The following is a 26,030-nucleotide window of genomic DNA, read 5'->3' as shown; positions in this document are numbered from 1 at the left end:
ATGAAATTTAGTACTTTTCTTAGCAAAGCAATTAATGATATTATCTATATTCCAATTTATCAACTTGTGTATAAAAAGAAATATTTAAAGTTTAATATTGCTAAAATTGAAGAAACTATAGATGCGGTTGCCGATAAAAATATTTCCATCAGCAGATTCGGTGATGGAGAGTTTAAATGGATTCATATGACGGAACAAAATTCTTATGAAATAGAATCTCCAAAATTAAGTAAGCGATTATTAGAGGTTCTTAATTCCACTGATCCAATGGTAAGAATTTGTTTACCTCAAGCATTTCGTGATCCTAAAATTTTAACTGCTACAAAATACTGGGAACGAGAAATGGGAAAATACGGATCCAAATGGTCTAATGATCCCAATCCTGAGCACTATTATTTAAATACTTCTGTCACGAGGCCATATATGGATTTAATTGATAAATCTGTGGCTACCTACGTTTTTAATCGTTTTAAAAAGCATTTGCAGGATAAAAATGTTTTGATGATTGAGGGAGACCAAACTAATTTTGGGAAGGAAAACGATTTATTAAGTAATTCCAGAAAAATTACCAGGTTGATCTGTCCAAGTAAAAACGCATTTGAAAATTATAATCGAATTTTAGAGGATGCCAAAGTAAGAATTTATGAAAAACAAATCGACATTGTGTTGGTTGCTTTGGGGCCAACTGCGACCATTCTTGCTTATGATTTGACTAGGTTAACTGGAAAACAAGTATTAGATGTTGGACATATGGATATTGAGTATAGCTGGTATCTAAATGGGGATACAAAAAGAGTTCCAGTTAAAGGGAAGGCAGTGAACGAGGTAGAGTAGTTATCTAGTTTAGGAGGTAGTTTTGGATAATAAAATTGCAATATTATCTAATGGTCTGAGTGGTAAAGGCGGAACAGAAACGGTTTTATCTTATGTTGGTAACTCACGAGAAATTAAAAAACATTTTGATTTAGTCCTTTTTGTTTTTAGTAAAGTTAAAGATGAATCTTTTTTTGATCATTGTGGCTATTCAGAAGTCTATAAAACTGAATTAAAAAGTAAAGTGATCAGGTTAATTAAATTGGTTAAATTTTTGGTTAACTTTAAAGGATCAGTTGTGATTATTACTGATCCTAAACTCATCCCAATTACTAAAATAGTTAAACAGGTCTTATTTAAAAAATATAAAATTGTTTTTTGGAGTCACTATGCTTTAGATAATGTTGTGCTTAAAGAAAATGATGCTGGAATTTATATTGATTTCAATAAGTTGAAACAATCTAATTATTTTTTGGCAATTTCTACTGGAATTAAAAAAGAATTGATTTCTAATGGGATTCCATCAGAAAAAATAAAAGTAATTTATAATCCACTTACTCCCAAAACTGAAACTATTTTACCTTCCCCAAGCAACTGCAAATTTATTTATATCGCTAGAATTCAAATGGATGGTCAAAAGAATTTGAAGGGACTTTTGACTGCATTAGACAAGGTAAAAGGTGACTGGATTTTAGAGATTTATGGTTCTGGGAATGATTATCCCAAGGCCCAAGAATTTGTGAAAAATCATGATAATTTGCGTAATAAAGTCATTTTCAAAGGATGGCAATTAGATCCTTGGGGAATGGTTTCTGAGGCCAATGCATTGTTACTAAACTCTAATTATGAAGGATTGCCGATGGTGCTGGCTGAGGCTATGAGTTATGGAATTCCATGTGTCTCATCTGATTGTCCAACTGGTCCAGATGACTTAATTATTCCGAAAAAAAATGGATTTTTATATAAAGTGGGCGATTATGATCAGCTTAGTAAGTATTTAAATCTATTTGTAGATAATAGGATTAAGTTCAATCCAGTTGAAATCAAAAAGAGTATTCACTTTATGTATAATAATGAATATGATAAAAGATTCATTTCGGAAATTGATGAAATTATTAATAATGATTAAGGCGGTAATTTATGACTAAAGATACTGATGTTGCTGGGGTTTTAGTGACGTTTAACCGATTAGAATTACTAAAGGGATCAATTAGATCTTTATTAGAGCAGACTGTTGCAGTTAAAAACTTGTTTATTATTAATAATGCTAGTTCAGATGGAACCAAAGAATATTTAGATAATTTAAAGAATGAATATCCACAAATTAAGATAAAAAATTTGGATAAAAATATTGGTGGAGCCGGCGGTTTTAATGAGGGAATCAAATTTGCTGCTCAAAATGGTAACTATGATTTTTATTGGGTAATGGACGATGACACATATCCTAAAAAAGACGCGCTTGAACAATTGTTAAACGCTGATGAGAAACTCATTAATCAAAAGGAGAACGTTGGCTTTTTGTCTAGTAATGTGATTTTTACGGACGGAAATCCCGTTAAAATGAATATTCCAGTGGTTAGTCCAGAATGGAATAAAGATATTTCTGAAAATCTAGTAGGGCTTTCTTCAGCGTCTTTTGTTTCTATGCTAATTAATAATGATGCAGTAGAAAAATTAGGGTTACCGATTAGTGAGTTCTTTATTTGGGGCGATGATGTTGAATATTCTGAAAGGATTTCATCACATTATTCTTGCTACTTTGTTGGTCATAGTGAAGTTGTCCATAAAATGAAAGCAAATGCCGGAGTCAATTTATTAACAGAAAATAAAAATCGAATTGGGAGACATTTTTATGACACTAGAAATCGTTTCTATATGGCCAAACAAAGAGGATTAAAAACTACAATTAAGTATTTTTTGAATCGAGTGTTTATGATTTTTGAAATACTATTTTCTAGATCCAGTGATAAATTTAAAAAAAATGGTGTATTAATTCATGGTTTATGGTCGGGAATTTGGTTTAGCCCTAAAATTGAATATTTAGATAAGAAGTTAGATAAGGGTGTGGAAAATGACCGATAAGAAGGATGATATAACTTTTGTTGGATCTGTCACCGGTAGAGGCGGAATTGAAACGGTTTTGACGCACGTTTTGAAAAGTAAAATTATCAATTCTAATTTTAATTTATCTTTTTTTCTATTTAGAAAAGTTAGATATCAAGAATTCTTTGCTGGTCTTAAAGATATAAAGACATATAAAACTAATTTAACTAATAATTATTCGTGTTTGATTAGATTGTTAATATTTTTAATTAGTTATCAGGGAGATGCCTTAGTTTTTATGGGGCCTAAAGAAATTTTAGTGGCTCGCTGGGTAAAAAAAATTTTCCGAAAAAAATATAAAATTATTTCGTGGATGCATAATTCTAATGTTGATGCTGCATTAAATTTTAATCTATTGCCCAATGCTGATTTTCATTTAGCTATTTCAAATGAAATAAAACATGAGATCGAAGATACTGGAGTATCATCCGATAAAATTAAAGTTATTTATAATCCAATTGAACCCAAGACAAAAACGATTACTCCTAATATAGATAAAACAACTTTTATTTACGTCAGTAGGATAATTTTGGACGGTCAAAAAAATCTGCGAGGGTTGTTAGAAGTATTAAAAAATTTGAATGGTAATTGGGAATTAGATGTCTATGGCAGTGGGCGAGACCTTGCTGCAGTGAAAGCTATTGTTAATTCCAACTCCAATTTAAAAGAAAAAATTCATTTAAAAGGTTGGAGTCAAAATCCTTGGGATGAGATTGAACATGCTAACGCCTTATTATTGAATTCTAACTTTGAAGGTTTTGGAATGGTTTTAGCTGAAGCGATGAGTTATGGAATTCCTTGCATTTCCTCTGACTGTAAGGCTGGACCAAATGATATAATAAGAAATAATGAGAATGGTTTCTTGTATCCAGTTGGAGATTATACTTTGCTAGCAAATGATTTAACTCTATTTTGTGAAAATAAAGTTAATTTTGTTCCTCAAAAAGTAAAAGAATCCATTAATTTTTTATACGACAAAAATTATGACGCTCGGTTTGTTAACTCACTAAAGTATTTTTTGAGTTTTTAGGAAAGAGGTTTATTTATGACTGATTATCTAGTAGTTGGCTCAGGACTATTTGGAGCTACTTTTGCCTACGAAGCAGCTAAACGCGGGAATCATGTTCAAGTAATTGAAAAACGTGATCACATTGCCGGAAATATCTATACAAAAGAAGTAGAAGGGATTCAGGTTCACCAGTATGGAGCCCACATTTTTCATACGAAAATGAAAGATATTTGGGAATATGTACAACAATTTGCTGAATTTAATAATTACATTAATAGTCCAATTGCAAATTATAATGGTGAAATTTATAACTTGCCGTTTAATATGAATACTTTTAGCAAACTTTGGGGTGTTCGGACTCCCGCTGAAGCGCAAGCTAAAATTGAAGAGCAAAAACGGAATGCTAACGTCCCAGAGAAACCAACTAATTTAGAAGAACAAGCTCTTTCGTTAGTTGGAACTGATATCTATGAAAAACTAATTAAGGGATATACGGAAAAACAATGGGGAAGAAAGGCAGTTGATCTACCATCGTTTATTATTCGGCGTATTCCAGTTCGTTTTATCTATGACAATAATTACTTTAGTGATCCATACCAGGGAATTCCCAAGGGTGGGTATACCCAAATTATTGAAAAAATGTTAGCTGATGATTTGATTGACGTAAAATTGAACACGGATTTTTTTGCTCACAAAGAAGAGTACCTAAATTCTGGGAAACGCATTATTTTTACTGGGATGATTGATCAATTCTTTGACTATGCTTTAGGTGAGTTGGAATATCGGAGTCTTCGTTTTGAAACAGAGATAAAGGATGTTGACAATTATCAAGGGAACGCGGTGGTCAACTATACCGATGCAGAGATCCCATATACGCGTGTTATTGAACACAAACACTTTGAATTTGGAAAGGGTAACAAGGGGAAGACCGTGGTTACCCACGAATATCCTAAGGACTGGCATCGTGGTGATGAACCATACTATCCAGTTGATAATAAACAAAACCGTTCATTGTATAAACAATATACCGATTTAGTTGCTGAAAAAGCAGATAATGTTGTCTTTGGTGGTCGTTTAGGTCAGTATCGGTACTACAACATGGATCAAACCATTATGTCGGCCCTACGTTTAGTTAAAACAGAATTCGGTGAGTAGTTAATAATGAAGGTAATTAAAAATTACCTATACAATGCTTTTTATCAAATATTTGTGTTACTGGTTCCATTGGTAACTTCTCCCTATTTAGCCCGAGTTTTAGGTCCTAAAGGGGTGGGAATTAATGATTTTACCAATGCCGTTATTCAGTTCTTTATCATTTTTGGTAGCGTAGGCGTAGCACTGTATGGGAATCGACAAGTTGCATATGTTCGAAATAATCGTGAGAAATTAACCAACACTTTTTATGAAATCCTTTTCATGCGTATTATTACAATTGGAATTGCGTATATTGCGTTCTTTATCTTTCTTTCCCTTGTTCATCGGTTTCAAATTTATTATTTAGCGCAGTCATTTTCCTTATTAGCGGCAGCATTTGATGTTTCTTGGTTTTTCCAGGGAGTGGAAAATTTTGCGGTCACAGTATTAAGAAACCTGATTGTTAAAATAATTACGTTAATTAGTATTTTTACTCTGGTTAAATCTTATGATGATTTGGCAATCTATATCTTAATTTTGTCGCTTTCTGGACTAATCGGGAACCTAACTTTGTTCCCGAGTTTACGCAGGTACATTGGATTACCTAATTGGAAGAAATTCCATTTGTGGCATCATTTTTATCCTTCATTGGTGCTCTTTATTCCGGAGATTGCTACTCAAATCTATTTATATGTTAATAAATATATGCTTGGGATGATGACTAACGTTACTCAAGCTGGATTTTTTGGGCAATCTGATAAAATAATTAAAATGTCATTAGCAGTTGTGACAGCAACTGGAATGGTTATGCTTCCTCATGTTGCAAATGCCTTTCAACGTGGTGAAATGGAAAAAGTACGAGGTTATTTGTATACGACTTTTGAGTTTGTTACGGCCTTATCTGTTCCTCTAACATTTGGAATCGCAGCAGTTGCCAATACATTCGTGCCATTGTTTTTTACACCCAAATTTATGCCAGTAATTCCGTTAATGATGTTAGAATCGGTGGTCATTATTTTGATTGCATGGAGTAATGCCATTGGAGTTCAGTATCTAGTTCCAACTGGACAAAATAAAGCATATAACTATTCTGTAATTGTTGGAGCTGTCGTCAACATTGTGGCTAACGTTCCTTTAATTTTATTGATTGGAACAGTGGGAGCGACGCTAGCAACGATTTTATCCGAAATTTGTGTTACTGCTTATCAAATTTATGCAATTCGTAATCAAGTGAGCCTAGTAAAATTATTTGAAGGATACTTTAAATATTTCCTTGCCGGATTGGTAATGTTTATCGTGGTTTTTGCAATTGATTTAAAATCTCCGGATAAATGGTCAATTCTTTTCTTGGAAATCATTATTGGAGTGATTTGTTACGCACTTATGCTTTTAATTTTAAGACCACACTTAATTAAAGAAATAATTTTAAAAGCTAAGACTAAACTTGGCAATTAAAATAAAATAACTATTTAAACCTATTTGATAGTTTAAATGGTTATTTTTTATCCATCTGTCTTTTTATTGCTTTATATGATATAATTTAAACGTTTTGGGCTGATAATCAATAAATTGTTGTATTTTTATTTTCGAGGAAAAGGTGATTAGATTTGGTAAAGGAAAAAGTTCATGAAAAAATCTGGCTGGATCCTTCAAAAGTACAAAATCGACCAATTTATTTTTCCGTTAAAAGAATAATGGATATTTTTTTAAGCTGTCTAGGTTTAATTTTAATCAGTCCATTGTTATTGGTTATTTGTCTGTTTGTTAAGTTTGATGGTTCCCATGGGAAAATATTTTATATTCAAGAACGAGTTGGAAAAAATGGAAAACATTTTAAAATGTTTAAGTTTCGTTCAATGATTCCAAATGCTGATCAAAAATTAGCCGAATTGAAAGCTCAAAATGAAGTTCACGGGGCTATGTTTAAAATGAAAGATGACCCTCGAGTGACTAAAATTGGTAAATTTATTCGCAAATACAGTCTGGATGAATTGCCACAGTTATTTAATGTTATTAGTGGAAGCATGTCTTTAGTTGGTCCCCGTCCTCCAATTCCGAGTGAAGTGGCAGAATACACTAAATATGACATGCAAAGATTGCTGGTAGTTCCTGGATGTACTGGGTTATGGCAAACAACCGCTCGCAATAGTGCTGACTTTGGTGAAATGGTTAATCTTGATTTAGAATACATTCAAAAAAGTTCACTATTATTTGATTTAAAGTTAATGTTTGATACTGTAAAAATTATGATAAGGCCAAACGCTGCATATTAAAAAAGTGAATCTTAGTTGATTCACTTTTTTTGTATAATTAATTTTTGATAATATTATATGAGAATAACTTAATGATGGATTCAATGGTTTATTTTATAATTCCCTCTTAATAATATCGAAAAATATTTATATGAATGTTTAGAATCAGTTGAAAAACAGAGTTATCAGAACATTCGTCCGATTATTGTTAATGATTACTCCACTGATGATTCTTTAAAAATTATGAGAAATAATCAGCAAGAACCCAGGTTTAAATTTATGTTTTTAAATAATTAATATAATAACGAGTTCCTTATTCTCGAAATCGAGCTTTAGAACAGCTAAAGGGTAAGTATGTTACCTTTTTAGATTCAGATGATGTTTTATTAACTAATTATATTAGTAAATTAGTTGATTTGATTGAAATTAATAATTTGATAATTGAAGTTACCGGTGTGAGAACATGCTTAAGACTAAACCCTAAAAAATTTAAGTTTAATCATGTATATTTATATAACGATGGGTTGTGTGAATTATTAGGTGCTAATTGTATCGATCGATTTCTTTGGAATAAATTATTATATGTGAGTGATGTTCAAAATAATTCATTTCGCTTTGATTTTAATATTTTCATAGCAAAAGATCTGATATTTTTTCTTGAGTTAAGCGTGAATTTTTCCCGTTAATATTCAATAGATATTTTTTAATATAGGAAAAAGGCTTAAATTTTAAAGGTGTTAAAAATGTTAAAACAAAGTAAATACAACTTACAAGTTAAATAATATTAAGGAAGAATATCCTTAATTATTGGTGTTTTTCTAATTACAAATATGATTAGACCTACAATCAAGTAGGTAACAATTGGCATGATCCAAACAAAAATAAAGCTATTTGGTTGCGGCTTGAAGAAATCTTCAAAAACTTTAAAGAAAATTGGGTGAAGAATATAAATTCCTAAGCTAACTGAAGCAGCTCCTGCGAACCACTTTTCGTGCTTATTGAAAAAGTCGGTTTTTTCACTGGTTTTTTTAATGATCAAGTAGAGTGCAATTGCGTACCAGAATAGCAAAATTCCCCCAATGGGACCATTATTTATTTTGAATGCTGTCGTCAGTAGAGAAATTACTAGCGCAATCATTCCAACACCAATCATTATTTTTTGAGCTTTATTTGAAAAGTAATTGATTTTAAGTAGATAACCCATGATGAAAAACCCTACGAATTCAGAAGCAATCGGGTTTAGTTGTAAACCGGATGTACCACCGACAATTGGAAGGTTAAGTGCATGGACAAAGTCTAAATAGACGTAATTAGCAATGAAATTTAATCCGACTAGGTATAGGAGTAGAGTCTTATTTTTTTCAGCTAAGACCGCTAGTACTGGGGTTAGTAAATACAGTAGGATAATGGCGTAGAAGAACCAAAATATGTTGTTAATGTTATTGTTCAAAAAACTGTAAATAAAGTCTTTAATCCCAGGATTAGGATGAGGAATCGGACCTGGAAATGCTGTAAATTTAATGTCGTATAGGTAGTAAATAATACTCCAAACAATTAACGGAATTCCAACTCGTTTAATTCTTTTGATTAAAAAGGTTTTCGTGGAGTATTTAGTTCGATAATTCAAAAGGGTCGCTCCCGAGTTAATAAAAAAGAGATAAACGGCGGGAATAAAGATGTCCTGGATAATGCCATTTTTTTGTACCATGCCATTTTTACTAATGTACTGAGAGGAGTGAAGCATTAGTACCGAAAAAATTGCCACAATGTTAATTAAATCGATATAAATAATTCTTTTTTTCATATGGTTATACCTTTCTTAATAATTTATAAACATTGATTTAAGTATGACATTGATAGGAAAAAATTGCATTATTTTTTCTGAGATATTAATTATGTGTATTTATGGCGACTGATCCTGATGAAATCTGGTAAATATAATTGGCGTCCATTTCCCATAACCCACTCATTTCAGCGTTATAATTAAGAAAAGGGATATTGGGTGAGCGTGATGGTTAAGTTTGCGACAGGAAATTATTATGGGTTGGTGCGACCCAAAGCAACACCGGGAGTTAAGGATAAGAAACATATATCGTTGGAGCCGTATTGGCAGGACTAGCTTCGGTAGCTTTATTGATTCGCGATGGCTACATGCCGGGTGAAAACATTACAATTTTTGAAGAAAAGGACCAGGCAAGTGGCTCTTTGGAAGCCTTTGAGAACATCAATGTTGGTTATGTGACTCCAGGTGGTCGGGAGATGGAGGACCACTTTGAGTGCTTGTGGAATCTCTTTAGTACCATTCCGTCTTTAGAGGATCCCCAGCAAAGTTGTTTAGATCTTTATTATTACCTTGACCAGGAAGATCCCAACCAATCGAATTGCCGATTAATTCATAATCAAGGAGAAAAATTACCTGACGATAAGTACTACATGCTTAATAAAAAAGCGTTGAAGCAAATGATTAAGTTGGTAATAACACCGGAACGAAAATTAGTCGAAAAATCCATCGAGGAAGTCTTTGATGACAACTTCTTCAGTTCTAATTTCTGGATTGACTGGCAAACCATGTTCGCGTTCGAAACGTGGCAATCTGCCATCGAAATACGGCGTTATTTAATGCGCTTTATTCACAACGTGGATGGATTAGCCGACTTTACGGCATTGAAATTTAATAAATATGATGATTATCAGTCCATGAGCGAACCACTAGTGGCCTTTTTGCAGGACCACGGGGTCGTTTTCCAATATGGAACCACAGTAGAAAACGTCAAGGTTGAAACTAAAGCTGACCAAGTGATGGCGAACCAACTGATTATCAAAAAGGATAACCAGGAAGACACCATTCCTTTAGACGATAATGATCTGGTCTTTGTCACAAATGGTTCGATTACGGAGGCAACTACATACGGTTCTCATGATGCGGCTCCAGTTACCGATAACAGTTTAGGTGGCAGTTGGCCGCACAAGATGAACGATTTGGACACCCCGAGGTCTTTTGTGACACGATTACGGATTCTAATTGGGGTATGAGTTTCACGATCCACCGCCAACCAGCTTATAAAGGGAAACCAAAGAATGAAGTGGTCTTATGGCTGTATGGCTTGTATTCCGACGTTAAAGGTAATTACATTAAAAAGAACATCACAGATTGTTCCGGGAAGGAATTAACTGAGGAACTGCTATACCACCTTGGGGTTCTCGAAGATCAGATTGATGAAATGGCAAACGTTGAGAATATTCAAGCCATTCCTGACTATATGCCGTTTATCACGAGCTATTTCCAAATGCGCAAACCAGGCGACCGGCCAGATGTTATTCCCAATGGATCCACCAACCTAGCTTTCATCGGGAACTTTGCCGAATCCGCCACTCGCGACGTGGTGTTTACAACGGAATATTCGGTTAGAACTGCTTTTGAAGCTGTCTACGGTTTGTTAAACATTGACCATACAATTCCAGAGGTCTATCCATCGGTTTGCGACATTAGAACGTTAATGAGATCACTGTATTATTTAAGCGATCAAAAAACGCTGGAGCAAATGGATTTAAACTCAGTGGAGCGGTCCGGCTTGAATTTTGCTTTGAACAAAATTAAGGGAACGTGGCTAAATGACTTGTTGGAAGAGAGCCACTTAGTGAAGAAGGATCAATAATTAGTTATTGTAGTTAACCACTTAAATTGGATGATCCAATTTAAGTGGTTTTTCTTTTGTTAGCAAAATGTAAGATTTTCCTAATTTCTTGCCATCTAAATTCCAAGTACCTTATAATTAGAAGTAGACGACCCAACGAGGAGAATAAATATGTTTAAAATAACTGTGTACAATGTGCGTGAGGTGGAAACCCCACTGTTCGAAAAGTTGAATAAAGATGATTATGATTTAACCTTAGTTGCAGAACGGATGACGCTTGATAACGTGGACCGGGCTGAGGGCGCCGATGCCGTTTTAATCACGGCCTTTGACGACTGTGATGCTGAGGTAATTGAAAAACTAGCTGGCCACGGAGTTAAGTACATCTACACCCGGGTAGTGGGAATTAACAATATTGACGTAAAAGCCGCCCGTAATTTAGGGATTCAAGTGGCCAACGTGCCAAACTACTCCCCGCGGGCGGTAGCAGAGTTATCGCTGAGCTTGGGACTAACTCTCTTTCGAAATGTGTCTCGTGCCGCTGCTAACACGCATGCCGGAGACTTCCGACTGCTGCCAACCTACTATGCTAACGAAATTCACAGCGCCACGGTTGGAATCATTGGTGCGGGTAAAATTGGAATGACCGAAGCTAAACTGTACCGGGCTTTAGGAGCGCAAGTCTTGGCTTACAAGCGCCACCCAGAACCTGATAATGACGTGGTTCAATTTACCGATTTAGATACTTTACTTAAAAAGTCAGATATCGTTTCGTTACACATTCCTTACATTCCCGGCCAAACTGGCAATCTAATTGGAGATGAAGAACTCGCGAAGATGAAGGACAGTGCCATCTTGGTTAACACTGCTCGGGGTCAAGTTGTGGACACCCAAGCAGTGGCTGACGCGGTGCGGAGTAACCGCATTGGTGGCTACGGAACTGACGTAATTCTTGATGAGGATGCCATTATCGGCAAGCAGTTTGATTCGCTCGATGATTTACCGAACCCGCTCAATGTGGAACTAATGAAGAATTATCCCAACGTTTTAGTAACGCCACACATGGGCTTCTTTACGGAACCAGCGGTAGAAGACATGATTCGGATTAGCTTTGAAAACTTTGCCAATACGTTGGCCAACGGGGAACCGTTGTACCCAATCAACGAGTAGGAAGGAACGAAAGATGGATAAAATTACGGTTTATAACGTCCGTGAGTTTGAAAAACCCATGTACGAGGATTTGAATCACGGTCGCTTTGAATTGAACTTACTAACGGAACCTTTATCAGAAGCAAACGTGGACACTGCTGATGGTTCGATTGGGGTTTTAATTGACGGAACGACTACGGCGGATGCCGAATTATTAGCGGCCCTTAAAAACCTGGGGATTAAATACTGCTTTACTCGCTTTGTGGGTTACAACAACATCGATTTGGATGCTGCTAATGCCAGAGACATCATGGTAGCCCGGGTACCTAGTTATTCTCCATACTCAGTGGCTGAATTGGCGTTGACAATGGGATTAGACCTGGCTCGGCACGTTACGGCAGCAACTGATAACACGAACCAGGGGGACTTCTTCCTGCAACCAGATTACTTTGCCAATGAAATTGATCACTTGACGGTTGGAATTATCGGAGTCGGTCACATGGGTGCAGCCGAAGCGCAGTTGTGGCACAACCTCGGCGCCAACGTGTTAGGGTTTCAACGTCATCCAAACGATAATCCGGACGTTGATTTTGTCTCGTTAAACGAGTTGTTAATGCAGTCAGACATCGTGTCACTTCACGTTCCGTACTTCCCCGGCGAAAATGATTTGATGATTGGAGCTATTGAAATCGGGAACATGAAGAGTAACGCCGTGCTGGTCAACACCGCTCGTGGTGAATTAGTGGACACAGCTGCGGTCGCAGATGCGCTCGAAGACGGGAACCTTGCCGGCTATGCTGCCGATGTAATCCCAGACGAAAATGCGATTGACGGCAAGCAATTTGATAGCCTGGATGACATTCCAGACCAAGAGTTGTTAAGCCTCATGAAACACTACCCAAACGTGATTATTACGCCCCACATGGGTTATGACACCCAACCGGCAACGGAAGATATGATTAAGGTTAGTTTCCAAAATTTCCAGGATGCCATTGAAACGGGCGAAACCGAAAACCAGATCAAATAGGAGGTCATACCGTGGATACGCAATTATTAGATTTAATGAAGCACCGGCGCACCATTTATAATTTAGGGCGCAACGTCCAGATTCCCCAAGCGGAACTCTATCAATACATTAAGGCAGTGATTCGGCACACTCCATCGGCCTTTAACAGCCAACCAGTCCGGGCCGTGGTATTGTTTAACGATAACCACGAAAAACTGTGGGACATCGTGGAAACGGCACTAGAAGAAAAGGTGGCGCCCGATGCCTTTTTACGGACGAAAGCAAAAATTAGTAGTTTCCGAGACGCGTTTGCCTCCATCTTGTTCTACACGGACATGGACGTGGTGCAAGCTTACGCAGATAATCCCCACCTAGCTACTTACCAATACCAAGAGTATAACTGGGCTGAAGAAGCACAGGGTAACGCACAATTTGCGGTCTGGACCGGATTAGAAGAAAACGGTTTGGGCGTAAACATTCAACACTACGATCCACTAATTAACTCGGCTGTCGCTGCTCAATTTGATATTCCAGCTAGTTGGCAATTACGGGCCGAAATGAACTTTGGTTCCATTGAAAAACCTGCTGCTGAAAAAGAATTTATGGATGATGACCAACGGTTCAAGGTCTTTGACTAGAATCTAAAGGAGTCCACCATGAAGCAAGATGAAATTGATCAACGTTTAATTAAACTGCGGCGGATTGCTAATTGGACGATTACCCCGCTGTGTTTAGCGTTGATTGTGGCTTACTTTGTGCAAAAAGAAGTCACACCTTTAGTAATCATTCTCGCGATTCTCGTAGTTTGTGCTTACATTCCGTACGGTGCCGTTACGTTGTATTACGTGTGGAAACGCAGAAAACAAGACTAACCAGGCATCCCCCGCTCGTCGTGGTGAGGGGTGCTTTTTTGGTGTAAAATGAAAAGGTTGAAAACGGAAAGGAGGAATAATTGGTGCAAAAATTCCGTACGTGGGGGCCGGCCGTCTTACTAATTGGATTGGCAACGGCCTTAATCATGTTAATGCAGTGGAAAGTGGGAACGGTCATTTTAGGCTATGACACTTTTTTCCATTTTAACCGGATTTATGATGCTGCCGAACAGCTCCGGACCGGCCATTTTAATTATTTTATGAGTAACTTTGGCTACCAGCGATCGGGACAAATGATTAATGCACTGTACGGGCCTTACTTTGCGTATCTCTTAGGGATGCTGCTGTGGCTAACTGGTAGTTGGTTTAATTTTCAGTTGTTAACCGGTTTTCTGATTTTGTCCGGGGCTGGTTTCAGCGCTTGGCTCCTTTTCCGGCGCTTACACGTTCAGCCTTTTTTAGCAATGTTAGGGGCGTTGATTTACCTAGCCCAAAATTTCATTACCTACTGGATTACTAGTTCCGCCTTTTTAGATTGGGGAGCGATGTTACTTCCTCTAGCGGTACTAGCTGGCTTAACCTTATTAGATGGTAGTCCTCGGCGCATTAGTTGGGGACTAGGGCTTATCATGGCAGTTTTGATTGAGGTCCACACGTTGAGTGCGGTCATGACCTGTTTGTTGCTATTTCCATTTGCACTGGTTGGTTGGACGCGATCCCAAGAAAAGGGACGTTACTTGGTTCGGCTGGGGTTGAACGTGTTATTAGCCGTGGTGTTAACGGCCAACTACGTGGTAGCGTTTGTTAACATTGTCTTACATAATCACCTGGTGGCTCCGTTTGCCGTGAAAAGCTTACGGACCGGAGCGATGCACCTATTAAGTCCGAACTGGATGCAGGCAGATGTCGGGATTGTTTTCATCATAATTTTGTTAATCCAATTGCTCTTGTTAGTTATAGTACGACCTTTACGTCGTTTGAACTACTTTTTGACGGGGATAGGAATCTGTTTCTTCTACATTTCCTCCATTCTCTTTCCCTGGCGGACGGTTCAACGGTTCTTTCCCTTCCTGCAGCACTTCTTACAGTTTCCATCGCGATTCTTTTCGTTCGCGGCGCTGTTATTATTGGCGGGCTTATTGATGTCCTTGACTCAGGTCCTGCAAACGCCACGGTTCCGCTGGAGTTTTGGTTCCGTTTATGCTTTGGTAGGTCTATTAGCAGTTGCCGCCGTAATGTTAGGAATGCGGAACGTTAAGATTCAAGCCGATAATAACTGGAATAGCGGGATGCGACCGCCGCAAGTGGGAGTCTATACACCGATTAAGCACCGGTACGATTACTACCAATCAGGCGTTACCAGTCAAACGCTGAAGGCTGATTTTGCTAGTTATGATTTAGCGCGTCCGTTACTGGCAGAACGGCGGGGAATGACCGATTACCTGCCAAACTATAGCGGGCGGGCGAACGTCAGACACCTGCAGCAACAGTATCAAGCTCAGATTATGCAGCGGAACCGCTGGGTGCATAAATGGGTGGACGAATCCGGACGGATGCACGTTACCTGGAATAGTCAGCAACCGGGATTAGTTACAGTTCCCGTGGTGGCGTATCATGATACGACCGTTCGGTTGAACGGACAGCAACTACGGCGTGGGAAGCAAGCCGATGCCAATCATTACCAAGTCACAGACATCGGTACCATCCAAGTTATGCAAAATCTAGGTACAAATCGGGTACTGGTTACCTATGCAGCGCCGTTCTTTGTAAAAGTTGCGGTCTTAGGATCTCTAATTGCCTGGTTCCTAGTACTCGGCTGGGGCTTGGTCTTGATGTTGCGGAAAGTCGGTAAATTCACCAAAAAGCGGACGAGCTAGGCGACCACGCAAAAATGTGCTAAAATTACAATCACAGCAACAGAACGAAATGAGGAGTTAGCGGATGCAACGGTTATATTGGGATGCGATTAACATTGATGGCCAGAAAGTCTTTTACACTGTAACTGACGCTGGGCTTAATTTTGTGAGCTCTCCTGATTACGGTGTATCACAGGTGTTGCGGTTTTATCCCCAAGCCTTTGAATATGTTCACGATCACCAGCAAACTGATCATTACCGCAAAGCCCTGAAGCGTTATCTCAAGGGGAAGAGTGACCACTTTGGCTTCACCTTGGATTATTTTGTGGATGGGACTCCGCAGGAAGAAGAGGTCTGGCAGCTGATTAGAGCAATTCCATATGGAAAAACTCTGACGTTGGCTGAAATTGCAGATCAATTACAGTTAGAACCGCAGTTGGTGCAACAAGCACTGCAAAATTGTCCCTTATGGTTGGTTGTGCCGTTACACCGAGTAGTGGAGCGGGGGACCGATCGGGGTTACCGCACTGATGCGGCCATGCGGATTTATCTCCGAAATCTGGAACAAAGTCCAAAATCAGAGTTACGAGAGTTACTATAGCTCACCAACTAACTTTGAGAGGATTAAAAATAGATGAATAACCGAAAAATCACCCTGGTATCGTTGGTATTGATTATCTTTACCTCGATCTTTAACTTCGTTAACATTCCCCGGGCTTTTTACCTGATGGGCTATGCTTCCATCATTTTTTACGTAATTGCAGCCCTGTGTTTCTTTTTACCGTTTGCTTTCATGGTGGCGGAATTTGGTTCCGCTTATCCGAGCGCCAAGGGGGGCATCTATACGTGGATGGCTTCCGCTGTCAATTCCCGCTACGCCTTTGTGGGAATCGTGATGTGGTATACCTCGTTTATTACATGGATGCTCAACACTAGTTCAATTATCTGGATTCCGATTTCTACGGCAATCTTTGGGGTGGATAAGACGCAAAGTTGGCATTTACTGGGCTTAAATGACGTCCAAACGTTGGGAATCCTAGCGGTTGCTTTAGTTATCTTAGTGACCTTTGTGGCTAGTCGGGGCTTGAATCAGTTCAAGCTGATTACCTCCATCGGGGGCTCGGCCATGTTACTGGCCAGTTTCATCCTAATTGTGGGGGGAAGCGTAATCCTGTTGCTGAACGGACATCCCTTGCAACCCCTGAGTTTGCTAAGCTTCATTCACTCGCCGAACCCGGATTATCAAACAGGAATTGCAGTGCTCGGATTCTCCGTCTACGCGATCTTCGCCTTCGGGGGCATTGAAATCATTAGTGGACTTGTAGATCAAACCAAGAATCCGCAAAAAACGTTTCCACGGGGAATTGCGGTAAGCGCAATTCTGATCACGATTGTGTATGCGTTAGGAATCTTTGTGACCGGGATGTTTACCAATTGGAACCAGGTCTTTAACGCCAATGGTGGGAAAAACGTTAACATCGGAAACGAAGCCTTCATTGCGATGAATAACTTTGGTTATCAACTTGGATTAGCGCTACATTGCCCGCATGGAGTAGCCGTGCAAATGGGGCTCTGGGTGGCGCGCTACATTGGGTTATCCATGTTCCTCGCTTTAATGGGCGCCTTTACGACAGTGGTCTTTTCACCAATCAAACAACTGGTGGAAGGAACCCCGGCAACCATGTGGCCCAAGTGGTTCCGAAAGGTTAAACGTGACCTGCCGGTAAACGCAATGAAAGTTCAAGCTTTAATCGTGATTGCCTTTATCTTGCTGGTTTCGTTTGGAGGCAAAGATGCCAAGATGTTCTTCCAGATTGTGGTTTCTATGACCAACGTAGCCATGTCCCTACCGTACCTGTTTGTAGCTTACGCTTTTTGGCAGTTCCGGAAGAAGCGGATTGACCATCCCTTCGTGTTCTTTAAGAGCTATGCGGTGGCCCGCTTAGCGTCCATCGTGGTACTAGTGACCGTGGGAGCGGCGATTATCTTTACTTTGGTTGCTCCGGTCATGAGTGGTCAGTGGACCACCACGATGTGGATGATTATCGGTCCTGTGCTGTTTATTACGGTGGCCCTGATTTGGTCACGAAAAACTGAATAAAATGCAAAAGGATCCTCCTAATTTCAGGAAGATCCTTTTTAATATTTGACTATAAAAGATAACCTGGTTTCGGCGCCAACATGTCTCGAACTTGTTCCGTAAGACTCGGTAAAGGACGGCCCAGCGCCTGGGGTAAGTCCTGATACTGAGCGCGGCGTTTTGCAATCGCCTCGTGACTCATACCCATTTCCACCGTTTGTTCCGCTACTTGCGGTCCTAACGCACCAGAACTCATTAGAACTTGGCAATTAATTAAGAACTGTTGGGTCGCACCGTCTAAGTTTTGCTGCTGTAACCAGGCTTGGTATTCAGCCGGAGTCAGCTGTTGCAACTGAACGTCTTGACCCGTGACGGTCCGGACGGCTTTAACTAACTCCTCGTAGGTATGGAAAACGCCGGTTAGTTCGTAACTGGATTTTAATTCGTCTTCGGGATTACTCAAGAAATTGGCGGCTGCCTCTGCATAATAGTGTTCTGCTGCCCAACCAATGGTCTGGTTGCCGGCCGTCGTTACGACTGGTTCTTTTTGCTGCAACGCAGCTTGAAGGGCTGGAAATTCGTTGTTTAAATACCAGTTGTTCCGTAGAAAGGAGTGGGGCAAATTGGTTTGCGCAATGAATTGTTCGGTAGCTAAGTGATCTGCGGCCAGTGGATTCTGACAGCGGTCGGCGTGAAAGAAACTGGTGTAACCAAGCCAGTGCACGTGGTTCTGGACGGCGGCTTGGACGACGTTTTTGTGTTGAGTGATCCGCGGGACCGCTTCATTCGGATGGGATGAAATTAAAAGGACTCGGTCAACGTCCGCTAACGCTGCTTGTAAACTGGCAGGATCGTCATAATCACCCTGACGGATGTCTAAATAGGCGGGGTAGAGCTGGTGGGCTTTATCGAGATTACGAGCAATAATCACGATATCGCGAAAGGACACCCGAGTCAGTAAGTGGTTGACGACTAACTGGCCGAAACGGCCGGTTGCCGCGGTGACCGCGTATTTCATGGTAAAGGACCTCCTTGCTGATTTAGACAATAAAAAAGAGAGCGACGAATTGTCACTCTCCGAGGTTCGTTGCTTAGAACGAACGGATGATCAATAAGATTCCAAAGAACATCAGGTAAAAGGCGATTAAGAACAAGCTGGTACTTACCCCTAACACTGGGTTGAATAAGAGAACAATTCCTAAAATCAAACCAATGACAGCGAGGATTACAGTAAACCAAAAGTAACCTTTTTGGTTCTTGCTAATGTAACGACTAGCCCAAAGTTCGAAGAGGGAGTCCATGATGAATGAAATTGACAAAACAACCCAAAGGTAAATGCCACCTAAACCAGGCATAAAGATGATTAGGACTCCTAAGATCAAATCTAGGACGGCACTAATAATTACCCACGTGTTACTGATTCCCAGTGATTTATCAATCGCCGTTAAATCAGCTAGCTTGAAGATTCCTTCCATTACCATCGCAAAGGCAATTATGTAAGCAACCACCACTAGGGAGCCACCTGGATATTTCAGCATTACTAATGAAAGAATTGCAAATAAAATTCCCACTACTAAAGTAAAGGGATCAAATTTTCTTTCGGAACTAAACATAGTGTTTCCTCCTTATATTTTAATACAAACTTAATTATATCATATTTGGTAAGCAGTCCTCGTTTTATAGTAAAATAAAATTGACGGCAATTTTTTTCGAAATCAGTAATGAAGAAAGTGTTGAAATTCATGAAGAAGAAACTGTACCATCTTTTCGGCTATTTGGGAGCTTTTTTCCTGCCCATTTTAGTTGTAATTCTAGCTTTTGCTGGGCGCGGGATTGCTCCGTTAGGTGACCATAATCTGTTGGTGAGCGACTTAGCAACCCAATACTTTCCCTTTTTCAATTTTTTGCGTATGCAGTTACACAATGGAGGATTTAGTACCTATTCTTTTTTATTTTCTCTCGGGGATAATACAATTCCGGTCTACACCTATTATTTAATGAGTCCCTTGAATCTGTTGGTGGCTTTTGTTAAAAGTGCCCAGATTCCACTGCTCATGGAAGCCATCATTATGATTAAGATTGGCTTGATTAGTCTCTCCATGGTGATTTTTCTGCGGGTTAAGGAACACGAGTTTAACTGGTGGCAACTGGTGGCCGGAGTTGCGTACGGTCTGTGTGGCTTTGTGTCCATGTATTTTTACGACTTTATGTGGCTGGAAGCGTTGATGGTCTTACCGTTCTTGACGCTTGCCATTGACCGGCTCTTTCAGAAAGGCAAGTGGGGTTGGTATACCTTTACTTTATTGGTTGCCATCCTGTTGAACTATTACATGGGGTACATGCTGTGCGTTTACTCTGTGATCTACTTTGTTTACCTCCTGTTATTGCACCAACCGCAGTCCATGAAGTTCTGGGCCTACGTCAAGACCCAGGGAGCTTTACTGGTTAAATACATCGTCAGCTCCATCCTTGGCGGGGCTCTATCAGCAATCTTGCTAGTGCCCACCTTGGTGGGGATGCTGTCAACGGGGAAGGGAAGCCTCGATTGGACTAGTTTCCTACCAATCTTCCGGTTTTTGCCATCCGACCTGCTTAGTTTAGGGGTCGGCGCGACGAACTTTGTGGGCCGCTTAAACCACGAACCCTCCTTGTTTGTTGGGAGTTTCTTTGCTTTAGGTATCCTCGTGTTCTGGTTTAGTCCTAAAATTAAACGTCACGAAAAGCGAGCCTCAGCCTGGTTAGTGGGAGCGATTTTTGTCGGGATGCTGATTGCCACCTTCGACACGGTCTGGCACATGTTTCAAATGCCCGCCGGGTTCCCGTTCCGCGAAGTTTACATGTTGAGTTTTGTGATGATCTGGCTGGGTTACCAAGCTTGGCGGCGCGGAGCGTTTGCTCAATTTCAGGTGGTTAAAAAAGCGGCCGGCTTATTAGCCTTATTAATCACAATTGGTTACGGATCCGCTTTCTTAGAAATTCGGATTGCGCGAGCCCTGCACTGGGCCACGCCGTTCTATGTGACTAGCTATTGGAACTGGTTGTGGGCCATGCTGTTTATTTTACTGACGGTTGCAGCAATTGGGATTAGTCAACGACAACCACGCTGGTGGCCGTTATTGTTACTGGTAGTGTCCCTCGAAATGGGTACCAACCTGTGGCTGGCCCTCGGTGGTACCCATGAATACGGGAATCAAACCCAGTTTGTGCAAAAGTACAATCGGTCCGCTCAACTGGTGAAAACGGATCAGAATCGCCACCGCTTTACTCGGTTAGACGTCAATAACCAATTGTACGTGCACAACTTCAACATTAATTACAACCAGTACAATGACTCCCTCCTGTTTGATTTTTACGGAGTGAATAGTTACACGTCTTCGCTCAACGTTCACACGCACGATGCACTGACAAAGCTGGGCTTGTACAGTCGAAACGAACGGCGGGTTAGTGTCCGAGGCCTAACGCCTGTAACTGCGCAGCTCTTGAGCGTTGGGCGTCAGGTGGACATTAGTTCTGCCGGAAAGCGGCAGATTAAAACCACGTCGACCAACGCTGGCCTCGGTTATGCTGTTTCGGATCAACTGGAACACCTCCGCTTGGCCAACAATGATGTGTACGGTAATTTGAATCGCTTGTTTCAAGCGGAAAGTAATTCTAAGACCACTGTCTTTCATCCCAATGCGGTTCAGCTGGTGCAAGCTCAGAAAAAAGCCGGTCAGTACCGTTATCAAGTTCGGGTGACAGCTGCCAAACCGGGCATGCAGTATCTTGACTTACAACGCGTTAGTCCCAACCAAAAACTGCAGATTCAGGTCAACGGTCAGCCCATTCAGAGTCGCTATCCACAGAATGGAGCAGAGCTGATTGAACTAGGACACAGAAAGGCGCACGAGCAGTTCACGGTGCAGTTCATGAGTAACCGGAAGCTCAATCAACGTGATTTGCAAACGACCTTTGCTATTTATCAGGGTCAAGCGGTAGATCGCTTTAGCCAGGCTACGAGACCTTATCAATTGCACGTGAATCATCCGGACCGCCTTGCCATTCATGGGAACCACTTTACGGGCACGGTCCAAACGACTAAAGCCCGTCCGGTGGTGCTGATTAGCATTCCGTACGATCAAGGATGGACGATTACAGATGGCAATAAACCTGTTAAAATGAAGAGGGCGGTAAACGGCTTGTCACAAGTCCGGTTAACCCCCGGCACTCATCGTTTGACGTTCCGGTACCAGACTCCGGGTCTTAAGGCTGGTTTCTTAATTTCATTAGTGGGATTAATTGGAACCGGACTGGCCGGTTGGTTCTGGCGGAAAAAGCGTACGGTTAGGAGAGATGCATAATGGCAGTAACAGCATATTTAGTAAGACACGGACAAACTTATTTAAACCTCTATAACAAGGTCCAGGGGTGGATTGATTCCCCCTTGACTTCGAAGGGAATTGCGGATGCCCAGGACGCGGGTGACCGGTTAGCCAAGATTGAATTTGACGCCGCCTTTACCAGTGATTCGGGACGGGCAGTGGCCACTGGTCGGGAAATTTTGAAGAAAAATCCGCGTGGGATGGACATCATTACTTACCAATATCCTGAACTGCGAGAACAGTTCCACGGCTACTTTGAAGGGGAAAACCTCGAACAAATGTGGCAGTTCGTGGGGGAACAAGTTGATATTACTAACGAAGCGGGCGTTTTAGACCACTACGGACTGGAACGAGCTCGGGATCTGATTGCCAAGGCGGATCTGTACAACAATGCCGAAAATAATCAACAGTTTTGGGATCGCTTGAACCGGGGCTTTGATCGGATTCGGGAAAATACTGAAGACGGGCAAAACATCCTGATTGTGTCCCACGGGATGACGATTCGATCGATTGTGGATCGATACGCCCCAGAACTCGATGATGGGCAAGCCGCTAAAAATGGTAGTATCACTAAGTTACTGATTCATCCGGAAACCATTGAAGTTGAATACTACAATAAATTAGACCAGGACGTGTAGTTGCTTGGTTCAAGCAACTAGTGCTACAATGACGTTAATCAAATAAAAAGTTGGGGTGCCATGCGCTGAGATTATACCCATTGAACCTGATGTAGTTAACACTATCGCAGGAAACTTTTATCCGGACGGATTCCGTCCCTTAATAATTGTTAATCCCAAAGTTCTCAGCGATTGCTGGGAACTTTTTTTATTTGGTAAATTTAGCTCATGAGAAGGAGATTGACTAATGCAACCAACCGGAAGTAGGCAGATGCAACAGACGGTGGCGGAACTGATGCCACAATTTATGGAGAATTCCTTTGTAAAAGAGATTGCTACGGGAAGTTTATCCCGGGCGGCCGTAGTGAATTACGTCCAACAGGATAATTTGTACTTAGATCGCTTTTTAACCCTGTATCAGCAGGTACTAGGCGCATTAAATCCTAGTTTACTGGAGCAAACGGAACACGACATTCAGCGGGAAAATGGGGCGCATCAGGTGTTACTGAAGGTGGCGCAGACCACGACGGATCAGATTATGACGCCGGTACCGGCTGCTAAGCAAGTCACCAAGGCGTACTTGGAACACATGGAACGCTCAGCTGAACAATCCGCCTTTTTGGGACTCGCCAGCATGCAAGCCTGTCCCGCGGTTTATAGTAAACTGGCGCAACGATTGGTCCAGCAGGGAGCTAATCAGGCGGATAATCCATTTGCCGACTGGATTAACTTCTATGTCGGAACTGATGATGATTTTAACCACACCATGTTTCATGAGTTGGATCAGCTGAGCCCAACCGTAACGGCTGCGGAACGGCAGCAGGCGCAGCAAGTTTTTCGCAAGAGTTGTGAATTAGAACTGGCCTTTTTTACCCAGGCCGAGGAGGATGATTAACATGCCACAATATCCAACGGGACTCACGATTGCGGGCACTGATTCTGGTGGGGGTGCGGGAATGATGGCCGACATCAAAACGATGCAAACCCTTAAAACCTTTGCGACATCGGTAGTAGTCGGATTGACGGCGCAAAATACGGAGGGCGTGCAACGGATTGAAACCGTGGACGCCGCCATGATAGATGCTCAATTTGCATCCGTTGCCGCGGACTTTGACGTTCGGGCCGCTAAAACAGGAGCCCTTTTTGACGCCGAGCACGTGCAGGCGGTAGTGAGAAACCTGGCTCGCTACCACTTTCCAGTGGTCGTCGTGGATCCGGTGATGGTCGCTAAGGGTGGTAGTCATTTGTTAGATGAAGCTGGAATTGCGACTCTTAAAACGGATTTACTGCCGCTAGCCGACGTGGTTACGCCTAATTTACCAGAAGCCGAACTATTAGCCGGCCGTGCGATTCACGACCGGGTAGACGTTTTAAACGCAGCGAAGCAGATTCAGCAGTTGGGAGCTGCCAACGTGGTGATTAAGGGCGGTCACGGGACGGATGCTGTGGTGGCCGATTACGTGAAACTAGCGGATGGTACCGATTACTGGCTGGAAAGTCCCCGAGTTAACACGAACCGAACGCACGGTACGGGCGATACCTTGTCGTCCGCCATCGTCTCCTACGTGGCCCACGGGATGAACCTAAAGCAGGCGATTCGGCAGGCACACAACTACTTAGCTGCAATTATTCCGCATCCGTTGCCACTGGGTCACGGTCACGGACCGTTGAATCACGGGTTATGGGAGGAACATGATGAAATTTAAGCCAGCAATGTTGCAAGTGTACTTGGTAATTGGAACCCAAAACGTGGAGCAGCAACCCGCCCGACTGTTGCAGGTGGTGCAACAAGCGCTCGCTGCTGGAGTCACGGCAGTTCAATTCCGCGAAAAAGACGGGTCTCAATTGGATGCGGCGGCACGGGTACGATTAGGAAAAGCAATCCACCAGTTGACCCAAGCAGCTGATGTTCCCCTGCTAGTTGATGATGACGTTCAGTTAGCGGAACAGATTGGAGCCGAGGGGGTCCACGTGGGTCAGACCGATGATACCGTAGGCCCAATTCGAGCTCAACATCCTGACTGGATCATTGGATTATCGGTTCACAACGAAGCAGAATTGCAAGCTAGTCAAGCTGACCTTCCGCAGGTGGATTATCTAGGCGTGGGACCGGTCTTTGCGACTGATAGTAAACCGGATGCCCAGGCTCCGATTGGCGTAGCCGGGCTTCAAGCGGTGCAAGCACAAACGGAGCTGCCCCTGGTTGCCATCGGTGGCATTAGTGAAACCAACGTCCATGAACTGAGTGCGGTGCCAACCATTGGAGTTTCAGTGATTTCTGCCATTACGCAGAGTTCAGATCTTCAGAAAACGGTGCAGCTTTTAAAAACGAAGGGAGCAACTCATGAAAACTAACCTATTAGCCCAGATTCACAGTCAGACCCCGATTGTCTTAAACGTCGCTAACCACGTGACCCCACAGCGGGTTGCAGATGGAATCAACTACATTGGCGGTTCACCGATGATGGTGGCTGATCCACTGGAAGCAGCTGATTTAGCCCACATTGCTAACACGGTGGTTTTAAACCTGGGGTCAACCAATCCCGTAGCGCAGGAACTAATGCTAACGGCGGGGCAAGCGGCCAATCAGGTGCAACATCCGGTGATCTTTGACCCGGTGGCGGTGGGAGCCACTCCCTTACGGCGCCAACGGACCCAACAACTTTTAGAGCACGTTCAGGTGATGGTGATTCGTGGTAACGCCGGTGAAGTGGCTGCACTGGCCGGGATTAAGTGGGAACAGCACGGAATTGATGCTGGACAAGGAACCGCTGATCCGGTTGAAGTTGCGCAAACGGCCGCCCAACAACTGAACTGTGTGGTGGTAATTTCCGGACCCACGGACATTGTTACGGATGGCACCACGGTGTATCGGATTGCAAATAATGCACCGCTGTTAACCACCAACGTGGGGATGGGTGATGTCCTCGATGGCTTACTGGGGGTGGCCACGGGCGTAAGTGCCGACCTAGAGACCATTGCCACCGCAACGGGCATTTTGCCAGTAGCAGCGGAACTGGCGGCGGAGCGGTATCCCGATGCGCCGTTCTCGTTTATAGCCGAAACTTATAACCAACTCGCCCGCTTAGATGATCAGACCTTGCAACAACGTTTACAACTGCAAAAGAACTAAAAAAAGACCG

The 26,030-nt window shown here is 41.7% G+C and carries 24 protein-coding genes, 2 pseudogenes and 1 riboswitch; of the genes and pseudogenes, 23 read left to right on the top strand and 3 right to left on the bottom strand.

Annotated elements, in window-relative coordinates; genetic code table 11:
* The 9 genes and pseudogenes from M3M37_RS05715 to M3M37_RS07465 all read left to right on the top strand — a co-directional run.
* Positions 1 to 834, top strand: coding sequence for a GT-D fold domain-containing glycosyltransferase (locus tag M3M37_RS05715; protein WP_252794846.1), 834 nt, complete (start codon positions 1 to 3; stop codon positions 832 to 834).
* A 22-nt stretch (positions 835 to 856) separates the two neighbouring features.
* Positions 857 to 1,942 (top strand): glycosyltransferase, encoded by a 1,086-nt coding sequence (locus M3M37_RS05710; protein ID WP_252794845.1) that lies wholly within the window; start codon positions 857 to 859, stop codon positions 1,940 to 1,942.
* An 11-nt stretch (positions 1,943 to 1,953) separates the two neighbouring features.
* Entirely contained in the window at positions 1,954 to 2,895 is a 942-nt protein-coding gene (locus tag M3M37_RS05705; protein WP_252794843.1) for a glycosyltransferase family 2 protein, read from the top strand.
* A complete protein-coding gene (locus M3M37_RS05700) occupies positions 2,885 to 3,946 on the top strand; it encodes a glycosyltransferase (protein WP_252794842.1) in 1,062 nt (353 codons plus the stop codon). Before M3M37_RS05705 ends, M3M37_RS05700 begins: the two co-directional genes overlap by 11 nt.
* Positions 3,947 to 3,961: 15 nt before the next feature.
* Positions 3,962 to 5,080: a UDP-galactopyranose mutase gene (gene glf, locus M3M37_RS05695; protein ID WP_252794840.1), complete on the top strand. Its 1,119-nt coding sequence runs from the start codon at positions 3,962 to 3,964 to the stop codon at positions 5,078 to 5,080.
* Positions 5,081 to 5,086: 6 nt separating this feature from the next.
* Positions 5,087 to 6,514: an oligosaccharide flippase family protein gene (locus M3M37_RS05690; protein WP_252794838.1), complete on the top strand. Its 1,428-nt coding sequence runs from the start codon at positions 5,087 to 5,089 to the stop codon at positions 6,512 to 6,514.
* A 152-nt stretch (positions 6,515 to 6,666) separates the two neighbouring features.
* Positions 6,667 to 7,332, top strand: a complete 666-nt coding sequence (locus tag M3M37_RS05685; protein WP_420842963.1) for a sugar transferase — start codon at positions 6,667 to 6,669, stop codon at positions 7,330 to 7,332.
* Between the two features lie 114 nt (positions 7,333 to 7,446).
* Positions 7,447 to 7,608 (top strand): glycosyltransferase family A protein, encoded by a 162-nt coding sequence (locus M3M37_RS07470; RefSeq protein ID WP_420842982.1) that lies wholly within the window; start codon positions 7,447 to 7,449, stop codon positions 7,606 to 7,608.
* An 80-nt stretch (positions 7,609 to 7,688) separates the two neighbouring features.
* Positions 7,689 to 7,997 (top strand): annotated as a pseudogene (locus M3M37_RS07465) (hypothetical protein); the annotation flags it as partial.
* Between the two features lie 98 nt (positions 7,998 to 8,095).
* Here the strand turns inward: M3M37_RS07465 and M3M37_RS05680 are convergent.
* Positions 8,096 to 9,115 (bottom strand): acyltransferase, encoded by a 1,020-nt coding sequence (locus M3M37_RS05680; protein ID WP_252794836.1) that lies wholly within the window; start codon positions 9,113 to 9,115, stop codon positions 8,096 to 8,098.
* Positions 9,116 to 9,322: 207 nt separating this feature from the next.
* Between M3M37_RS05680 and M3M37_RS05675 the strand changes: the two are divergent.
* The 8 genes and pseudogenes from M3M37_RS05675 (at position 9,323) to yjeM (ending at position 17,930) form a co-directional block, all read left to right on the top strand.
* Positions 9,323 to 10,967, top strand: a pseudogene (locus tag M3M37_RS05675) (oleate hydratase).
* Positions 10,968 to 11,117: 150 nt separating this feature from the next.
* Positions 11,118 to 12,116: an NAD(P)-dependent oxidoreductase gene (locus tag M3M37_RS05670; protein WP_252794835.1), complete on the top strand. Its 999-nt coding sequence runs from the start codon at positions 11,118 to 11,120 to the stop codon at positions 12,114 to 12,116.
* 13 nt (positions 12,117 to 12,129) lie between these two features.
* Positions 12,130 to 13,122 (top strand): NAD(P)-dependent oxidoreductase, encoded by a 993-nt coding sequence (locus M3M37_RS05665; protein ID WP_252794833.1) that lies wholly within the window; start codon positions 12,130 to 12,132, stop codon positions 13,120 to 13,122.
* An 11-nt stretch (positions 13,123 to 13,133) separates the two neighbouring features.
* Positions 13,134 to 13,739, top strand: a complete 606-nt coding sequence (locus M3M37_RS05660; protein ID WP_252794831.1) for a nitroreductase family protein — start codon at positions 13,134 to 13,136, stop codon at positions 13,737 to 13,739.
* 18 nt (positions 13,740 to 13,757) lie between these two features.
* Complete coding sequence (locus M3M37_RS05655) at positions 13,758 to 13,973, top strand: hypothetical protein (RefSeq protein ID WP_252794829.1); 216 nt, start codon at positions 13,758 to 13,760, stop codon at positions 13,971 to 13,973.
* Between the two features lie 83 nt (positions 13,974 to 14,056).
* Positions 14,057 to 15,850 carry a glycosyltransferase family protein gene (locus tag M3M37_RS05650; RefSeq protein ID WP_252794828.1) on the top strand — a complete coding sequence of 598 codons (1,794 nt, stop codon included), beginning with the start codon at positions 14,057 to 14,059 and terminating at the stop codon, positions 15,848 to 15,850.
* A gap of 64 nt (positions 15,851 to 15,914) precedes the next feature.
* The gene (locus tag M3M37_RS05645; protein ID WP_252794826.1) at positions 15,915 to 16,430 is read left to right on the top strand and encodes a methylated-DNA--[protein]-cysteine S-methyltransferase; all 516 of its coding nucleotides are present in this window, start codon (positions 15,915 to 15,917) and stop codon (positions 16,428 to 16,430) included.
* Between the two features lie 33 nt (positions 16,431 to 16,463).
* On the top strand, positions 16,464 to 17,930 hold the full coding sequence (gene yjeM / locus M3M37_RS05640; RefSeq protein ID WP_252794824.1) for a glutamate/gamma-aminobutyrate family transporter YjeM: 1,467 nt from the start codon (positions 16,464 to 16,466) through the stop codon (positions 17,928 to 17,930).
* Between the two features lie 49 nt (positions 17,931 to 17,979).
* Here yjeM and M3M37_RS05635 read toward each other — a convergent pair whose 3' ends face one another.
* Complete coding sequence (locus M3M37_RS05635) at positions 17,980 to 18,927, bottom strand: NAD(P)H-binding protein (RefSeq protein WP_252794822.1); 948 nt, start codon at positions 18,925 to 18,927, stop codon at positions 17,980 to 17,982.
* A gap of 73 nt (positions 18,928 to 19,000) precedes the next feature.
* Positions 19,001 to 19,522 carry an HdeD family acid-resistance protein gene (locus M3M37_RS05630; RefSeq protein WP_252794821.1) on the bottom strand — a complete coding sequence of 174 codons (522 nt, stop codon included), beginning with the start codon at positions 19,520 to 19,522 and terminating at the stop codon, positions 19,001 to 19,003.
* Between the two features lie 129 nt (positions 19,523 to 19,651).
* On the opposite strand from M3M37_RS05630, the gene M3M37_RS05625 reads away from it, so the two are divergent.
* The 6 genes from M3M37_RS05625 to thiM all read left to right on the top strand — a co-directional run bounded on the left by M3M37_RS05625 (position 19,652) and on the right by thiM (position 26,020).
* Positions 19,652 to 22,249 (top strand): YfhO family protein, encoded by a 2,598-nt coding sequence (locus tag M3M37_RS05625; RefSeq protein WP_252794819.1) that lies wholly within the window; start codon positions 19,652 to 19,654, stop codon positions 22,247 to 22,249.
* A complete protein-coding gene (locus M3M37_RS05620; protein ID WP_252794818.1) occupies positions 22,249 to 22,908 on the top strand; it encodes a histidine phosphatase family protein in 660 nt (219 codons plus the stop codon). The genes M3M37_RS05625 and M3M37_RS05620 overlap by 1 nt, the downstream gene beginning before the upstream one ends.
* Before the next feature lie 41 nt (positions 22,909 to 22,949).
* A riboswitch (TPP riboswitch) is annotated at positions 22,950 to 23,038 on the top strand.
* Positions 23,039 to 23,134: 96 nt separating this feature from the next.
* A complete protein-coding gene (locus M3M37_RS05615; protein WP_252794816.1) occupies positions 23,135 to 23,782 on the top strand; it encodes a TenA family protein in 648 nt (215 codons plus the stop codon).
* Between the two features lies 1 nt (position 23,783).
* Positions 23,784 to 24,593 carry a bifunctional hydroxymethylpyrimidine kinase/phosphomethylpyrimidine kinase gene (gene thiD / locus M3M37_RS05610; protein ID WP_252794811.1) on the top strand — a complete coding sequence of 270 codons (810 nt, stop codon included), beginning with the start codon at positions 23,784 to 23,786 and terminating at the stop codon, positions 24,591 to 24,593.
* Positions 24,583 to 25,242 (top strand): thiamine phosphate synthase, encoded by a 660-nt coding sequence (thiE, locus tag M3M37_RS05605; RefSeq protein WP_252794809.1) that lies wholly within the window; start codon positions 24,583 to 24,585, stop codon positions 25,240 to 25,242. The genes thiD and thiE overlap by 11 nt, the downstream gene beginning before the upstream one ends.
* Positions 25,232 to 26,020, top strand: a complete 789-nt coding sequence (gene thiM / locus M3M37_RS05600; RefSeq protein ID WP_252794808.1) for a hydroxyethylthiazole kinase — start codon at positions 25,232 to 25,234, stop codon at positions 26,018 to 26,020. Before thiE ends, thiM begins: the two co-directional genes overlap by 11 nt.
* The last annotated feature ends 10 nt before the right edge of the window (positions 26,021 to 26,030 follow it).

This window comes from Fructilactobacillus carniphilus (assembly GCF_024029675.1).
GTDB classification, from domain to species: Bacteria; Bacillota; Bacilli; order Lactobacillales; family Lactobacillaceae; genus Fructilactobacillus; species Fructilactobacillus carniphilus.
This window is presented reverse-complemented; position numbering and strand designations above follow the sequence as displayed.

Bases quoted from the DNA above. Each gene is read 5' to 3' on its own strand.
- M3M37_RS05715 (WP_252794846.1), top strand. From the start codon at position 1: ATGAAATTTAGTACTTTTCTTAGCAAAGCAATTAATGATATTATCTAT.
- M3M37_RS05705 (WP_252794843.1), top strand. From the start codon at position 1,954: ATGACTAAAGATACTGATGTTGCTGGGGTTTTAGTGACGTTTAACCGA.
- M3M37_RS05700 (WP_252794842.1), top strand. From the start codon at position 2,885: ATGACCGATAAGAAGGATGATATAACTTTTGTTGGATCTGTCACCGGT.
- glf (WP_252794840.1), top strand. From the start codon at position 3,962: ATGACTGATTATCTAGTAGTTGGCTCAGGACTATTTGGAGCTACTTTT.
- M3M37_RS05690 (WP_252794838.1), top strand. From the start codon at position 5,087: ATGAAGGTAATTAAAAATTACCTATACAATGCTTTTTATCAAATATTT.
- M3M37_RS05680 (WP_252794836.1), bottom strand. From the start codon at position 9,115: ATGAAAAAAAGAATTATTTATATCGATTTAATTAACATTGTGGCAATT.
- M3M37_RS05670 (WP_252794835.1), top strand. From the start codon at position 11,118: ATGTTTAAAATAACTGTGTACAATGTGCGTGAGGTGGAAACCCCACTG.
- M3M37_RS05665 (WP_252794833.1), top strand. From the start codon at position 12,130: ATGGATAAAATTACGGTTTATAACGTCCGTGAGTTTGAAAAACCCATG.
- M3M37_RS05655 (WP_252794829.1), top strand. From the start codon at position 13,758: ATGAAGCAAGATGAAATTGATCAACGTTTAATTAAACTGCGGCGGATT.
- M3M37_RS05645 (WP_252794826.1), top strand. From the start codon at position 15,915: ATGCAACGGTTATATTGGGATGCGATTAACATTGATGGCCAGAAAGTC.
- yjeM (WP_252794824.1), top strand. From the start codon at position 16,464: ATGAATAACCGAAAAATCACCCTGGTATCGTTGGTATTGATTATCTTT.
- M3M37_RS05635 (WP_252794822.1), bottom strand. From the start codon at position 18,927: ATGAAATACGCGGTCACCGCGGCAACCGGCCGTTTCGGCCAGTTAGTC.
- M3M37_RS05630 (WP_252794821.1), bottom strand. From the start codon at position 19,522: ATGTTTAGTTCCGAAAGAAAATTTGATCCCTTTACTTTAGTAGTGGGA.
- M3M37_RS05625 (WP_252794819.1), top strand. From the start codon at position 19,652: ATGAAGAAGAAACTGTACCATCTTTTCGGCTATTTGGGAGCTTTTTTC.
- M3M37_RS05620 (WP_252794818.1), top strand. From the start codon at position 22,249: ATGGCAGTAACAGCATATTTAGTAAGACACGGACAAACTTATTTAAAC.
- M3M37_RS05615 (WP_252794816.1), top strand. From the start codon at position 23,135: ATGCAACCAACCGGAAGTAGGCAGATGCAACAGACGGTGGCGGAACTG.
- thiD (WP_252794811.1), top strand. From the start codon at position 23,784: ATGCCACAATATCCAACGGGACTCACGATTGCGGGCACTGATTCTGGT.
- thiE (WP_252794809.1), top strand. From the start codon at position 24,583: ATGAAATTTAAGCCAGCAATGTTGCAAGTGTACTTGGTAATTGGAACC.
- thiM (WP_252794808.1), top strand. From the start codon at position 25,232: ATGAAAACTAACCTATTAGCCCAGATTCACAGTCAGACCCCGATTGTC.